Here is a 15282-nt window from a genome sequence, read left to right on the forward strand (position 1 = left end):
CGCCGGGCATTCGGGCACCGATCCGATTCACGCTCGATCGGCTCCCCAGTTTTGGATCTATGCCTCCGATCGGCGTCGGGTATTCGAATCCGAGGAGCTGATTCGCCGCGAAGCGTGGGCACCACCGTCAGCGAGACGTTGCCCCGAACTGGTCGAGCGCCTGCGCGAGGCTGATTACATCCGCGTACTTCGCCTGTAGATCGAGCAAGTTGGACTCGTGCATGCCCGGCTCGCGATCACCGCATGCGTCTGCCACCACCAGAGGTCGGAACCCGTGTTGGAGTGCGTCGGTAGCACTTGCGCGAATGCATCCACTGGTGGTCAGCCCACAGATGTACAGCGTGTCGATACCGGACGCCGTCAGTGTGGCGGCGAGTGAGGTGCCGAAGAACGCACTCGCGTACTGCTTTGTCACCACGGTCTCGCCCGCGATCGGACGGGGTTTCGCCAGAAAATTGCCCAGTTCCGAGCCTTCCTCGAAGATCTTCAACGCCGGGATCTTGGACGTGAACAGGCCGCCGTCACTGCCACCCGGCTGATAGCTGACTCGCGTGAACAGAACGGGAATGCCGGCGGCTCGGGCGGCCGACACCAACTGCGCGGCAGCCTCGACCGACGCGTCCACCGGGGCACGCATGGGCGAACCGTCCACCAGATACGCCGCAACGATGTCGACCACGAGCACCGCCGGACTCCGACCGGGACCAAGCTCGCCCGCGAACCCCGACTCTCGATACGAGCCGAGGGTATCGCTCACGCTCGTACCGCCTTTCTGACGTTCACCGGCGGACGAGGTGCCGGCAGACCGGTCTCGGCCTCGCACCGTTCGAGAATCACCTCGATCGACGGCCCCTTGTCGAAGACCTCGATCTCACCGCGCGCTTCCGCCATCTCCCGTCGAAGCGCTTCTGACGCAGCCGAATCCACCACACCGTCGGCGTCGCAGACCGTTCCGTACCCGGCTCGGGCACCTTCGCTACTGACGAGACCTCGGCGCACCTCGAGACCGATCAACTCGGGATCCCGGGTCAACGGGTCACCCCATCCTCCGCCACCCCACGTGACGAAGTGCAGAACGTCACCGCGCGCGACCGGGACCTCGTGAATCTTGCTGGGCAACACCTCGACCTCCCCCGATGCCCGAACGATCCACTTCTTCCCTCTCGCACCGGGTTTGCCGCCGTTGACTCCCCACGGGTACGTCAGCCACCTGTCGTCGTGGATGGCAATGGTGCCGGGCTCCTCGAAGTAGTACGCCACATCGACGCCGTTGCCACCACGATGCAACCCGGCACCGCCGGTATCGGTGACGGTCTCCCAGCGCTCGATACGCAGTGGGTAGTACGACTCGAGGTACTCGCACGGAATGTTCACGAACGACGGCCACAGCGAGTGCCCGTCCGGGCCGTCGCCCATCGGTCGACCGGGGATGCCGCCGAAGCCGATCGAGTAGAGCTGGAACCACTCCCCGTCGCGAGAACCGCCGTCGTAGTGGCCGGAATACATGAAGTGCGGCGACGACGAGAAGCCGGCGGCGTTGAGAATCTCGGGATTGTTCTTTCCCAACAGTCCGCCGAAAAGGTCGAAGACACGCCCGATCCCGTGATTTCGTCCGTTGAGTGCAGCGGGATATCGCGGCTTCCAGAACGAGTCCTCGGGGATGGTCACGTCGATCAAGGGATAGAAGCCGTCGTTCCAGAGAATCTGCGGATCGGCCACGGTGATGACGTAGATACCGAAGAACATTCGTACGAGGTTCTCGTTGATGAAGTAGTTGATCGGCCCAACGGCTTGTGGCGCGGCCTTGCTGAAATCGAGATGAATCTTCTCCCCGTGTCGAGTCAGCGTGATCGCGAGTTCGTACGGTCCGTAACCGCACCCGTCGTCGCAGATGAAATCGCTGAACTCGATGGTCTCGCCGTCGACGAACAACATTGCGAGCAGCACCTTCATGGCCTGATAGTTCCTGTCCAGCAGAGCATCGAGCGCCGACAGGTACACATCCACACCGAATCGGTCGCAGAGTTCGACGATGCGCCGCGACGCGGTGGTGCACGCAGCAACGAGCCCGTTGAGGTCCGCTCGGTTCCAGTCGGGCTTGCGCACCTGATTGAGGATGATGTCCAACGCGGTCTCGTTCAATTCTCCTGCGCTGTAGAGCTTGAACGGCGGAATGATCACCCCTTCCTCGAAGATGGTGTGCGCGTCCGTCGGCATCGACGACGGCGTCTTGCCCCCGACGTCGGCCATGTGGCCGAACATCGACGACCATCCGACCACCCTCCCGCTGTGGAAAATGGGGAGAACGATGAGCCAGTCGTTGGCGTGGCTGATCGCGGCCCCACAGGCGTACGGGTCGGAGGTCAGGAGGATGTCACCCTCGCCGACGGTTCCGGAGAAGTTGTCGAGGAAATCCGGGACGGAGAGCCCGAATTGACCGACGACCATCTTGCCGCTCGGGTCGGCGATGAGCGGGAATTCGTCGTGCTGCTCGCGAATGCCTGGTGACAGTGCGGTTCTGAACAGAACTTCGTCCATCTCCGCCCGCGCGTTTCGCAGCGCGTTCTCGATGATGTCCAGGGTGATCGGATCGACGGGAACTGTCGTGAACGGAGTCTTCGAGGTCTCGATGATGGTGGCCATCAGCTCTCCTGCAGTCGAGTGGTGCGGTGGGTGTCGTCGGTGCCGATCGGGGCGATGAGAAGGCAGGCACTGGCGTGGACGGTCGCTGCGTGCCCGGACAGCACCAGCGTGGTGGAGTCCATCTCGGTGATGACCGCTGGGCCTGTCACGACGTTGCCCGCCAGCAGTTTCGAGCGATCGTAGATCCCGGCCTTCGAATACTTCCCGTCCATCCAGACGTCGTTCGTGGACACCAGAGCCGCCGCCGCGTCCTCGGTGCCCTGCTCCAGCGGCTGGAACGCTACCTCGGGACGCGGCCCGCTGACGGTCACTCGAAGATTGATGACCTCCCGTTCGTTCTTCAGCAGGAACGAGAACAGGCGCTGATGTTCGGCGTCGAAAGCGGCTCCGAGTGTTGCCAGCACATCGCCGGAGTCGAGGGCGGCGGCGTCGAGGTCGACGGGAATCTCGAATCCCTGACCCTGGTAGCGCAGATCCACCTGGTAGGCGGCGGTCTGCTGTTCTTTCGGAACACCCTCGGACGACAGCCTTTCGGCGGCCGACTCGGCCAATTCCGCCAGCGCCTTACGCACCTCGCCGTCGTCGATGTCCGAGAACGCCCTGACCATGGTTCGCGCAGCCTCGTCGCGCAGACACGTCGTGGCGTCGCCGTAAGCGCAGAGGACGCCGGGAGACGGGGGCACGATCACCGGCCACGCCCCGGTGAGTCGTCCCAGAGCGTTGGCGTGCAACGGCCCGGCACCACCGAACGAGACGAGCGCGAAGTCACGTGGGTCGTATCCCTGCTGCACACTGACCAATCGCAAAGCGCCGAACATGTTCTCGTTGACGATATCGACGATCCCGGACGCGGCTTCCTCCGGACTGGCGAGGCCGATCGCGTCCGCGATCGTCGCCACCGCGGTCCGGCTCGCCTCGGCGTCGAGATCGACCTCGCCGCCTGCCAACGAGGTCGGCAGGTACCCGAGAACGACGTTCGCGTCGGTGACCGTCGGTTCGGTTCCGCCCTTTCCGTAGGCGGCAGGCCCGGGGTCGGCACCGGCCGATTGCGGCCCGACCCGCAATGCGCGCGTCAACTCGGGTACGTGCGCAATGGAACCGCCACCGGCGCCGACGGTTCGCACGTCCACGCTCGTGGCGCGGACCGCGAGGTCACCCACCTTCGTCTCGCGCCCGATGCGCGGCTGTCCACCGAGCACGAGGGCCACATCGGTACTGGTTCCACCCATGTCGAAAGTGAGGAAGTCGGAGAAGCCGGCCTGTTCGGCAAACCAGACGGCTCCGGTGACGCCACCGGCCGGACCGGAAAGCAGCAACGACACCGGTGCTTCCGACGCCTTCGCAGACTGCACCAGTCCGCCGTCACTGCGCAGGATGGACAGAGGGGCCTCGATTCCCCTGTCCTGCAGGGACTTGTCCAGGTTTCGTACGTAACGCGACACCTCTGGTTGAACGTAGCTGTTGGCCACGGTGGTGAGGGTTCGCTCGTACTCCCGCATCTCGGGTAGGACCTGACTGGAAATGGAGATCGGAATGCCCGGCAGCTCGTTGGCAGCCCACTCGGCGACCTGCTTCTCGTGGGTGTCGTTCGCATACGAGTTGATGAGCGAGATCGTGAGAGCCTCGATACCGGCACCGGCGAGTCGACGTAATTGGGTCCGCGCCTGGTTCTCGTCGAGCGCTGTCACCTCGCTACCGTCCGCGGCCAAGCGACCTACGACCTCGACGGTGTTCTCCAGCGCTGCAAGTGGTTCGGGCTTGGGCCAGATGATCCAGCCCGCCAGACCGCCTGGGACGTACGATCTGGCGATCTGCAGGACCTGCCGGAACCCGTCCGTGGTCACGAGTCCAACGCGCGCACCGCGGCCCTGCAGGATGGCGTTGGTCGCCACCGTGGTCCCGTGCAGGACTTGATCGATCTCCGACGGTTCTATCCCGGCCGCCGAGCACACCTTGTCGATGCCGTTCAGCACGCCGACCGATTGATCGGAGGGTGTCGACGGTGTCTTGGCCCTGAAGGTGGTACCTGTCGTTTCTTCGAGAAGCAGTACGTCGGTGAAGGTTCCGCCGACGTCGACGCCCAATCGATAGCGCATGGTGATCTCCGGTCGTGTGGGATGCGGTGAGTGGAGTTGTCGAGATCAGATGGTGCCGCGGTCGACGAGCGCAGCCTGCTCGGCGTCGGTCAGCCCGAGAAGCGACCCGTAGATATCCGAATTATGCTCTCCCAGTTCGGGTCCTGCATGCCGGACGGCTCCGGGACTGTCGCTGAGCTTGGGCACGACACCCGCCATCGGGATCTCGCCGAAATCGGGATGAGCCAAACGCACGATGGCGTCGCGAGCTGCGAAGTGCGGATCGTCGAACATGTCGCGAGCGGTGTAGATGCGACCGGCGGGGACGCCTGCCTCATGAAGGATGTCCAGTACCTCATCGGTTCCGCGGTCTGCGGTCCACGATCCGATGACGGCGTCCAGTTCGTCCATGTTGACCCCACGTGATGCGTGGTCGATGTAACGGGGATCGGATACGAGGTCAGCCCTGCCCATCGCGGTGACCAGTCGGGCGTAGACCGAATCCTGGTTCGCAGCAACCAGAATCATCTCTCCACCCTTTGTCGGATAGACATTGCTCGGTGCGATGTTCGGTAACACCGACCCGGTGCGTTCGCGCTGGTATCCACCGATCTCGTATTCGGGGAGCAGTGATTCCATCATGGCGAGCACGGCCTCGTAGATCGCCGAATCCACCAGTTGACCACGCCCGGTGCGCTCCCGGTGGTGTACGGCAGTAAGGACACCGATCGTCGCGAATACCGCAGCCAGAGAGTCGCCGAGCGAGATGCCGGCCCGAGACGGTGGCTGATCCGGATTGCCTGTCACATATCGGATTCCGCCCATCGCCTCACCGATCGAACCGAAGCCGGCTCGGGGAGAGTAAGGACCGTCCTGACCGTAGCCCGTGACCCTGGCCATGATCAGACGGGGGTCCAGCGTGCGCAGTTCCTCGTACCCCAGACCCCATCGCTCGAGGGTGCCGGGCCGAAAATTTTCGACCACGATGTCCGACTTACCGATGATGTTGCGCGCCAGCGCTTGTCCTTCTTCGGTACGAAGATTGCAGGTGACCGATTTCTTGTTGCGGGCTACCACCGGCCACCACAACGACTTGCCGTGGGGCTTTTCCCGACCCCACTGCCGCATCGGGTCACCCTTGCCCGGCGGCTCCAGTTTGATGACCTCGGCTCCGAAATCGGCGAGAAGTTGTCCGCAGAAAGGCCCGGCCAACAATTGGCCCATCTCTACTACTCGGAGGTCTGACAACGGCCCTGAGGCGGCCTCGCTCATTCGGACTCCTTGACTTCGTCGGGCGTGAGGGATTGCAGAAGAACATGTTTGGCGGCACGGACGTGAGCACGCATCACCGAGTCGGCCCAGACTTCGTCTCCACTGGTCAGGGCTGACACCAGATCGCGATGGTGCGCATGACTACGGGCGACGTCAGCCGGTGCGTAGCGGTGAAAGGTGCGCATCACGAGGGGGAATTGAATGACGGCACCGAGCATCGTCAGCAAGCGAGTGCTGGCGGCTGCGGTACGCACGATGGCGTGGAACTCGTCGTTCAGCTGAGCCATCAGGTCGAGTTGCTGTCCGGCACCGTGTGCCGCCGCCGATTCCATGAGGTCGCAGAGCTCGCTCAGCCTGTCGAGGTCTTTCTCGCCGATTCGACGCGCTGCCCGCGCCGCGGCCATGGCTTCGAGCGTCATGCGTAGGTCGTAAATCTCCTCGAGATCGTCTGCCGTCCAGGTGTAAACGCGTGCGCCCCGATGGGGGACGACCTCGACGAGCCCTTCCATCTCGAGTTGCCTCAGAGCCTCGCGAACGGGCGTCCGACTGGTGTCGGTCAATTCTGCGATGTCGACCTCCCCCAGCCGTGCGCCGGGCGCGTAGGTTCCCGCGATGATGCCGTCGCGAATATGGGAATACACGCGATCCACGGCCCTGACCATGTAGGCCTCCGTTCAAGGGAGCTTGTTGTTCACAATCTAGAGCCAGTCCGGCCCACTGTCCTCGCTTTCATCAGAGTCGAGGACGAAATATTTTCACTATTGCATGCAATGCTTCGCCGGAGGAGGATCGGATCATGACGTCTGTGCAACTTGTCGAGGTGGGTCCGCGTGACGGGCTGCAGAACGAAACGACTGTGCTGTCGGTGGATCGAAAAATCGACTTGATCGCTCGCAGCGTCACGGCAGGCGTGAAGCGAATCGAAGCGGTCAGTTTCGTGAACCCGAAGCGGGTGCCTCAGATGGCCGGGGCCGAGGAAGTGATGGCCGGAATCGAACGACGCGACGACGTGTCCTACATCGGTCTCGTGCTGAATCAGCGCGGTCTCGAACGGGCCGTCGCAGCGCGCGTGGACGAGGTCAACGTCGTGGTCGTCGCATCCGAGGAATTCAGCCGGAGGAATCAGAATTGCTCTGTCGCAGAGGCAGTCTCGACTGCCCGCGATGTCGTTCGTGATGCAGGATCGGCCGGGGTGGCCACCACAGTCACCATTGCGGCGGCGTTCGGATGTCCTTTCAGCGGAGAGGTGGATCCGGAGTACGTCGGTGAGATCCTCGCGCAGTTCGCGGAGGATCGGCCGTCGGAAATCGCGTTGGCCGACACCATCGGCGTCGGCGTGCCGAAGCAAGTTCGAATGTTGGCCGACGTGGCGAACACACGAGCCCCCGGAATCCCGCAGCGGTGGCATTTTCACAACACGCGAAACACGGGTTATGCCAACGCACTGGCTGCACTGGACACGGGTGCGCGCGCGTTGGACGCCAGTATCGGTGGCTTCGGAGGTTGCCCGTTCGCCCCCGCGGCAACGGGCAATATCGCGTCCGAGGACCTGATCTACGCGCTCGATCGTTCGGGAGTCGAAACCGGTGTCCGTCAACAGGTTCTGATCGACGCCGCGGCGTGGCTCGGGACAGCTTTGGGCAAACAGGTGCCCGCCCTACTCGGACGGGCCGGGGCTTTTCCGAGCCTATGAGCGCGCGCTGGCATTGTTCGGCGATCGGCTCCCCGGTTCTGGTTCTGTGCCTCCGATCGGCGTCGGCTATTGGAATCCGAGGAGCTGATTCGCCGCGAGCCACAACTCAACGACGGGACGCCGCGAACACGTCGACGGGGTGCGGCACTCTCAGGCCGCCGTCGGCAGCGGGCACCGACACCGCCGTGAGGTAGGCCCGCACCGGCTCGTGCAGGTCGGGGGTCAGCCGGGCCTGTACCGCGAAGTCCAGCACGTCGTCGCTCGCGGCGGACAGATCGACCAGCGCGTCCAGGGTGACCGTCTCGTCGAGGACGATCGCGGCGTCGACGAAGGCTTTCTCGACGTCGGCGCTGAACCACTGCCGATGGCCCTCCAGCGGAGGCGCGAGAACTTCGACGAGCGCGTTGAGCGCGGCCGTCGGCGCAATCGCCACCCATAGCTCGCCACCGGGTCGCAGCAGGGCCAGCGCGGCCCGCAAGGTCGTGGCCACGTCGGCCACGTAGTACATCGAGTGCACGAACATCACGACGTCGAAGGTCTCGTCGACCGGTGAGTCGTCGAACGACGCGACGTAAGCGTGGGAGTCGAGTTCGGCCGCCTCGAGCGCCGTCATTCTGGAGTTGAAGAGCTCGGCACTGCCGATCCAGGGGTCGATCCCTACGTAGCGAACCGGGCGGCCCGGTGCCTGCCGCACCAGGCTCGCCGCGAGCCTGGCGTCGAGCGAACCGTCACCGCAGCCCACCGACAGGACCGAGACCGGCCCGTCCCCCATCCCGGCCAGCCGGGCGGCGAGGTGTTCGGCGATCAGGTCACGCTGGTCGGAGAGCAACTCGAAGGCCGCATGCCCTCGCCCGTAGGCCTCCGGCGAGAGGCCCGCCAGCGCCGCAGCTCCGTGTCGCACCGCCCGCAACCCGTCGATGAGCCCAGCAGCAGTGTCGGTCGGCGAGTTCGCAGCTATGTTGGACATTGGACCGAGTCAACCATGGCGCACCGGCCGGTGCGTCGGAGTCGGCTTCCTAGGAGGAATCTCGTGAGCAGCGGAGACACAGCCGAACGCAGTCTCGAGCATTGGAGCGAGGCGGGGCGTACAGGAATGGAAGCGTTCTACGCCCTGGCCACCGAGGACTACCACCAGCTGGCACTGGCAGCCGATTGGCCGGCGCTTCTCGCCGACCGCGCGCACGACGGGTGGTCACTGCTCGACGTGGCCTGCGGCAGCGGCAAGTTCCCCACTGCGCTCCGCCGCTACACCGACCTGTCCGCAGTGCCCGAGGTGGCGTACGACCTGCTCGACCCATCCGAATTCTCGGTGGCCGAGGCCCGCGCAGCCCTCGGCCCACCGTTCGCGGCTCGCCGCGACCTGGTGATGACCTTGCAGGACCTGCCCGCCGATCACGCCGGCTACGACGTCGTATGGGCCACCCACGCGCTCTACGCCCTGCCTCCTGCCGAGTTGGACGCTGCAGCCGAAAGATTCGTCGCCGCGCTGGCTCCCGGCGGTCTGGGCTTGGTCGCACAGGCGACGGCAGCCTCGCACTACATCGCGTTCTACGACGCTTTCCGCGCCGGCGTGCGCGAGGCCACTCCGTACACGACGGCCGAGCAGGTGCGTGACGCACTGATTCGAGCGGGCGCGGACGTGCGTGACCAACGCGTCACGTACACCACCGGAACGTCGGATCGTGTTGTCGTGGAGGGCTTTCTGCAACGCTGCGCCTTCGACGACTCCGTGTCGCTCGACGAGATGGAGGCAGCACCGGTGCTCGGTGACTACCTCGCCTCCTGTCGCGATGCATCCGGTTCCTACACCTTCTCGCACGAGGCGGCCCTGCTGTGGCTCTGACAAACGATCGACTCCCCGAGCAGAACCGCGACGGCGGTATCGATCAGGAGTGGGCAGGCGACGATCAGGACTGGTGGGACTGGTACGTCACCCTGGCCGCCAACGACACGATGCCCACCGAGCTCGTCGACGGCCCCGGCCTACCCGACATCGAGGCGGCGTCGGACGAACAGGTCGAGCGTGAGCTCGCCGAGCCCTACGACCTCGACCCGGCTGCCGTCGACGCATTCGCTCGAAACGCCTTCGTACGACTACCGGGCGTGCTGTCGCCCGCTGTTGTGCGACGCCTCGCCGAGCGCCTCGAAGACTTGCTCAGCGCCGAACATGGTGACGAAGTCGCCGGCAGATTCACTGCGCTGGAACAGATGTGGATCCACGACGACCTGATGCGCGCCGTGGCGCTCTCACCCCGGATCGGCGGACTGGCCGCTGCCTTGCTCGACGAACCTGCCGTTCGGCTCTACCATGACAACGCTCTGTCCAAGGAGCCCGGTTGCGGGCGCACGCCCTGGCACCACGACGCGGAGCATTTCCCGCTCCAGACCACTCAGGCGGTCACCGCGTGGATGCCGATGTCTGCGATCCCCGGCCGGATGGGTCCGCTGTCGTTCGCGCGCGGACGGGACGTGCTGGGCGAGGTTGCGGACTTGCAGTTCGACAAGGTCGGTACGTCGTACGACGAGGCCGTCACCACACGCTTCGTCGAGCGCGACGTTGCAGTCGAATCCTCGCCGTTCGCCGTGGGCGACGTGTCCTTCCACTCCGCGCTGTGCTTCCACACCGCCGGGCCGAACCTCACGACGCAGCCGCGCCGGGCGATGGCCACCACCTACTTCGCCGATGGGGCCCGTGTCGTGGAATCGCCGACGCTGATCAGCGGCACGTGGCGGGAATTCCTGCCCGGCGTCGAGCCCGGTGGCCTCGCGGCCTCCGAACTCAACCCGGTGGTCGGCCGCCGAGCCTGACCCGATCGGATGCGCTAATTCCGCAGCAACGGCAGATTCAGTGGACACACGTACACTGGATCGAGTGGGGAAGAAAACTCAGCGCACACAGGAATTGGGTGAGCTCGGCGAGCTCACACTTCGCGAGCTCGCGTCGGCCGCGGGCGGCGTTCGCGCCGTCCACTCGGCGATAGCGCGACGCACCTTCGCTGCCGTCCGGCGCGGCGTCGGCCCCGCCGTCCTACCGACACAACTGATGCACGACGCCATCGCGGCCGGCACCTACGCGTGTGTCGCGGCCGCCTGCACCGGCGCAGCCAAGACTGTCGGTGTCCTGACCGGTGGCGACTCGGCGTCCGAGGACGATCCCCGACCGTCGCCGTCGCACACCGCTCGCGGCGCTCAGACCATCGCAGTCCTGCACGGTCTCATCGGCGACGACATGGAACGAACGGCTCGAGTCCTCGCGTACCCCATGGCGATACGCGTCGACGGCCGCCCTGTGCCACCGAAGTACCGCGCTCTGGCCGCCGCATTTCCCACCGCGGGAGCGCACCTCGTGTTCTTCGTTCACGGTCTGTTCGAGACGGAATCGGCATGGCGGCTCGGCGGGCGACCCACGTACGGCGAACGGCTGGACTCCGAAGCCGGAACCACCTCGATCTTGCTGCGCTACAACACCGGGCGTCGCATTGCCACGAACGGAGTCGACCTGTCGGGCCTGCTCGAGCAACTCGTGACGGCATGGCCCGTCCGGGTCCACCGAATAACATTGGTCGGGCACTCCATGGGCGGTCTTGTCTCGCGGAGTGCCGCCCACCACGCAACCGAGAGTGGCCGCCGATGGGTTGATCTGTTGACGGACGTATTCACCTTGGGGACACCGCATCTCGGTGCACCCATCGCCCACGGGGTTCATGTCGCTGCGGCCGCGATGGCGCTGGCACCCGAGACCCGGCCGCTGGCGAACCTGTTGGCCCGCCGAAGCGCCGGAGTCCGCGACCTGATCCACGGAGCGATCACCGACGAAGAGGGGCATCCCCGCTACGCCGACAGCTTCGACGTCGGCGCAGCCATGGACATCTCGATCCCGGAAAGGGTGCGCCACCATCACGCATCCGCGATCGTCACCGAAAATCCGCGCAACCCGGTCGGAATGTTCGTGGGCGACGGCCTGGTGCGCACGGACAGCGCCATCGGCCGAAACAAGATGCGCAACATAGGCCTTCGACCTGATGACGGCCTGGCGATCAACAGTGCACACCATTTCACCCTGCTCAACGACGAGAGGGTGTACAGCTGGATGCGTCGCGCACTGGCCGGCGGAAGTGCCGAGATCGACGTCACCGCCAATAGTTGACACAGCAATCATCTTGGGTAGTATCGGGGACAGTTGACATCGCAACTACTTCGATGTCCTCCCGACGAAAGGTCAGCTCGATGACGAAGATCGCGATCATCTACTACTCCGCAACCGGCCACGGATCCACCATGGCGAACAAGCTCGCCGACGCAGCGACGGCGGCAGGAGCCGAAGTACGTGTGCGGCACATCGCGGAAACACGCGACCCGAGCACCTTCGCCGAGAACCCCGCATGGACCGCCAATTACGAAGCGACCAAAGATCTCCCCGCTGCCAGCGGTGACGACATCGTGTGGGCCGACGGCGTCATCCTCGGATCCCCGACGCGCTTCGGCAGCACCGCAGCGCCGTTCCAGAACTTCATGGACTCCCTCGGCGGCTACTGGGCCAAAGGCGAGCTCGCCAACAAGGCATACGCCGCCTTCACCTCCAGCCAGACCGCACACGGCGGCCAGGAGACGACACTCATCGGTCTCTACACCTCGCTGATGCACTTCGGCGGCGTCCTGGTGCCGCCCGGATACACCGATGGACTCAAGTTCGCCGACGGCAACCCCTACGGCGTCTCTCACGTCACCGGGCCCGAGAACAAGAACGAACTGGACGACGCGACCAGCGCAGCATTGGCGCACATGGCCACACGCGTTGTCACCATCGCCGAGGCGCTGGCGAAGTAGAGGCACGCACGAAGCAGCTAGCACTGTTGTAGATCAGCTCCTCGGTTACGAGTTCCGGCCTCCGATCGGCGTCGGTTCTCCGGATCCGGGGAGCTGATCTGCATCGGGGACGACCCACCGACTACGCGACCGGATTGCCCACCAGCTCCACTCCGGGACGAGCGCAGATCACGTACGAACACCTGGCAGACAACGACGCCGACCTCGTGATCGCGACGGGTCAGCCCGCCGACCTCGATGCTTTCCGAGCGCTCCCGGGAATCGCATCCTTGTCTGCCGTCGAGCGCGGGGCCTATGTTCCGCTGTCTCCGACGGAGGCTCAGTCGATCGCATTCCCGTCGCCGCTCAGCCTCGATTGGGCGGCCCGCAACATCGTGCCGAAGTTCTGACCCCTGCACGTCGACGACCCGTGTGCAGTGGTCCTGAGCGGGTGTTCGTGGGCGGATTGCTTGTCATCTCACCCGCACACCTCCATGCTGTATGCAGGAACAGCAATCTGCCGTCCCCTTGCCAACGTCGGTCGTGCTGCCCATCGATCCGTCGCCTACCAGTGCGAAACGGAGATCGATGAGCGATCCTGGCTTCGATCCACTCGTTCTCAGCGCTCTGTTCGACGAATCTCCCGACATGGTTGCCCTGTCGGAATTCTCCGGTGCCGTGATCGGCGTCAATCCCGCCGGCCTGCGCCTGGTCGGCCTCGACGCGCTGCCGACGAGCCGGCTGTCGACAGTGGATTTTTTCACTACCCGGGGGCTCGAGGTGTCCGGGGACGTGGAGGATGCGTTGCGGGCGACGGGGCACTGGCAGGGCCGAAGCGAGCTGCGCCATTTCGTGACCGGCGCGGGCATTCCGGTTGCGCTGTCCACGTTCGTCGTCCGCCGTTCAGGGGCGCAACCCGACCTGATCGCGACGACCGTCCGCGACCGCACCCGTGGCCATCAACGCGATTTGGATCTTTCGGCCGCAGCGGCCTCCGCGGAGAGAACTTCCGTCGAGCAACAGGCGTTGGCCGAGTTGAGCGCACTCGCCGTCACTGCGGATTTCGACACCGTGCTGACAGCGGCGACGCGGACGGCGTCCACGTTGATCGGAGTCGAAACTGCCGCATTGGCAAGGCATTCGGACCCGTCCGAGCCCTTTCTGTCCATCGACGCTGTGATCCACCCGCTGCGAGACGACGTCTTGGTGGCGGCCGGCGACGGGTCCCTCACCGGTTACGCACTGGCCCGGAGCGAAACCACCGTTTGTTCCGACATCGATATCGAGACGCGATTCGATACCTCGGCAATGTCCGCCATGGGTTTTCGCAGTGGTGTCGCGATTCCGATCACCATCGGAACCGGACTGTGGGGCGCACTGATCCTTTTCGGAGGAACACCCCACCTGTTCGGCGACGGTGACATCGCCTTCCTCTCCGCGGTTGCGGGGGTACTGTCGGCCGCACTCGAACGGGTGGAACTCGACCGCGAGCTACGTTGGCGCAGCTCTCACGACCCGCTGACCGAACTACCGAACCGGGCTCTGGCGTACGACGCCATCGATGCTGCGCTGACCCGTGCCCACGAGAGCGACGAACGAGTGGCATTGCTGTTGCTCGACGTCGACGATTTCAAGATCATCAACGACAGCCTCGGCCACGACGCCGGAGACCGTGCACTCGTCGGTTTCTCGCGCCGCCTCACCGAAACAGTGCTACCCGGCGACACGGTGGCCAGACTCGGCGGCGACGAATTCCTGATGATCTGCAACCACATCGACGACGTCGCGCACGCACAACGCATCGCCGACGGCATCCGCACCTCTCTCGCATCGCCGACCATCGAAGACGACGACCCGATACCGGTGAGCGCCAGCATCGGAGTCGTCGTGTCCGAGCCGAACTCGACCAGGCGGGAGCTGCTTCGATCGGCGGACCTCGCGATGTATCGAGCGAAGGACACCCGTGCAGGTCATGCGGTGTTCGATTCGAGCGACCTCTACGACGCCGACCGGGTGCGCTCCATATCGGTCGATCTCCGCCGCGCTCTCGCCTGCGGCGATCTGACCCTTGCCTACCAACCCCTGATCGACATCGCCACCGGGCAGATCGCTTCCGTCGAAGCACTGGCTCGCTGGCATCACCCCACACTGGGTTCGGTCGAACCCTCGGAGTTCGTGGCGGTAGCCGAACGGACCGGCTTGGCAACGCTTCTCGGCGACTGGGCCCTCACCGCCGCCTGCAGGCAACTCGTCCAGTGGCACGAGTCCGAACGCACCAGCGTTCGCGTGAACATCAGCGCGCTGCAAGTGCGCGACCCGGCATTCCCGAATCGGGTTGCGGCCGTTCTCGACACCACCGGCGCGCCGGCCCAGTACGTCGTGCTCGAACTCACCGAGACGGAGTGGCTGTCCGACAACGGCACGGTGGCGTCGAACTTGACTGCGCTGCGTGAGATCGGCGTCGCGCTGTCACTCGACGATGTCGGGAAGGGCTACAGCAGCCTGGCATACCTCGAACGATTTCCAGTGATCAGCAGCTTCAAGATCGACAAGACCTATATCGATGCCCTGCACACCACGCGAGGTCGAGATGTGGTGACAGCCATCATCGCCCTTGCGAAGGCGTACGGCGTGACCGTCGTCGGTGAGGGCGTCGAAACACAGGCTCAACTCGACGTTCTGACTGCAGCCGGGTGCGATCTGGCTCAGGGCTTCTTACTGGGTCGACCAGCCGATGCCACACAGACAACGGCGCTGCTGGCCGGTGCCGGGCCCACTCCGAATACCCCCTAA

General features: G+C 64.8%; 13 protein-coding genes. 7 read left to right on the plus strand and 6 right to left on the minus strand.

Annotation, left to right across the window (positions count from 1 at the left end; all coding sequences use genetic code 11):
- Positions 1-127: 127 nt before the first annotated feature.
- The 5 genes from ACFI9K_RS00365 to ACFI9K_RS00385 are packed head-to-tail and all read right to left on the minus strand — an operon-like array spanning position 128 to position 6652.
- Positions 128-757, minus strand: coding sequence for an isochorismatase family protein (locus tag ACFI9K_RS00365; RefSeq protein ID WP_462661684.1), 630 nt, complete (start codon positions 755-757; stop codon positions 128-130).
- Entirely contained in the window at positions 754-2643 is a 1890-nt protein-coding gene (locus tag ACFI9K_RS00370; RefSeq protein WP_462661685.1) for a hydantoinase B/oxoprolinase family protein, read from the minus strand. The genes ACFI9K_RS00365 and ACFI9K_RS00370 overlap by 4 nt, the downstream gene beginning before the upstream one ends.
- Positions 2643-4739 carry a hydantoinase/oxoprolinase family protein gene (locus tag ACFI9K_RS00375; protein WP_462661686.1) on the minus strand — a complete coding sequence of 699 codons (2097 nt, stop codon included), beginning with the start codon at positions 4737-4739 and terminating at the stop codon, positions 2643-2645. Before ACFI9K_RS00375 ends, ACFI9K_RS00370 begins: the two co-directional genes overlap by 1 nt.
- 45 nt (positions 4740-4784) lie before the next feature.
- Positions 4785-5990, minus strand: a complete 1206-nt coding sequence (locus ACFI9K_RS00380) for a CaiB/BaiF CoA transferase family protein (RefSeq protein ID WP_462661687.1) — start codon at positions 5988-5990, stop codon at positions 4785-4787.
- On the minus strand, positions 5987-6652 hold the full coding sequence (locus ACFI9K_RS00385; RefSeq protein WP_462661688.1) for a GntR family transcriptional regulator: 666 nt from the start codon (positions 6650-6652) through the stop codon (positions 5987-5989). Before ACFI9K_RS00385 ends, ACFI9K_RS00380 begins: the two co-directional genes overlap by 4 nt.
- Positions 6653-6786: 134 nt before the next feature.
- Between ACFI9K_RS00385 and ACFI9K_RS00390 the strand changes: the two genes are divergently transcribed.
- Positions 6787-7683: a hydroxymethylglutaryl-CoA lyase gene (locus tag ACFI9K_RS00390; RefSeq protein WP_462661689.1), complete on the plus strand. Its 897-nt coding sequence runs from the start codon at positions 6787-6789 to the stop codon at positions 7681-7683.
- 106 nt (positions 7684-7789) lie between these two features.
- Here the strand turns inward: ACFI9K_RS00390 and ACFI9K_RS00395 are convergent, their stop codons facing one another.
- The gene (locus ACFI9K_RS00395; protein WP_462661690.1) at positions 7790-8650 is read right to left on the minus strand and encodes a class I SAM-dependent methyltransferase; all 861 of its coding nucleotides are present in this window, start codon (positions 8648-8650) and stop codon (positions 7790-7792) included.
- Positions 8651-8713: 63 nt separating this feature from the next.
- Here ACFI9K_RS00395 and ACFI9K_RS00400 point away from each other — a divergent pair, with 63 nt between their 5' ends.
- The 6 genes from ACFI9K_RS00400 to ACFI9K_RS00425 all read left to right on the plus strand — a co-directional run bounded on the left by ACFI9K_RS00400 (position 8714) and on the right by ACFI9K_RS00425 (position 15282).
- A complete protein-coding gene (locus tag ACFI9K_RS00400) occupies positions 8714-9526 on the plus strand; it encodes a class I SAM-dependent methyltransferase (RefSeq protein ID WP_462661691.1) in 813 nt (270 codons plus the stop codon).
- Positions 9517-10491 carry a phytanoyl-CoA dioxygenase family protein gene (locus ACFI9K_RS00405; protein ID WP_462661692.1) on the plus strand — a complete coding sequence of 325 codons (975 nt, stop codon included), beginning with the start codon at positions 9517-9519 and terminating at the stop codon, positions 10489-10491. Before ACFI9K_RS00400 ends, ACFI9K_RS00405 begins: the two co-directional genes overlap by 10 nt.
- 64 nt (positions 10492-10555) lie before the next feature.
- Positions 10556-11830, plus strand: a complete 1275-nt coding sequence (locus ACFI9K_RS00410; RefSeq protein ID WP_462661693.1) for an esterase/lipase family protein — start codon at positions 10556-10558, stop codon at positions 11828-11830.
- An 80-nt stretch (positions 11831-11910) separates the two neighbouring features.
- A complete protein-coding gene (gene wrbA, locus ACFI9K_RS00415; protein WP_462661694.1) occupies positions 11911-12510 on the plus strand; it encodes an NAD(P)H:quinone oxidoreductase in 600 nt (199 codons plus the stop codon).
- Positions 12511-12644: 134 nt separating this feature from the next.
- Positions 12645-12899, plus strand: coding sequence for an ABC transporter substrate-binding protein (locus ACFI9K_RS00420; RefSeq protein WP_462661695.1), 255 nt, complete (start codon positions 12645-12647; stop codon positions 12897-12899).
- Between the two features lie 178 nt (positions 12900-13077).
- On the plus strand, positions 13078-15282 hold the full coding sequence (locus ACFI9K_RS00425) for a putative bifunctional diguanylate cyclase/phosphodiesterase (RefSeq protein ID WP_462661696.1): 2205 nt from the start codon (positions 13078-13080) through the stop codon (positions 15280-15282).

It is taken from the genome of Rhodococcus sp. PSi06, assembly GCF_054960675.1.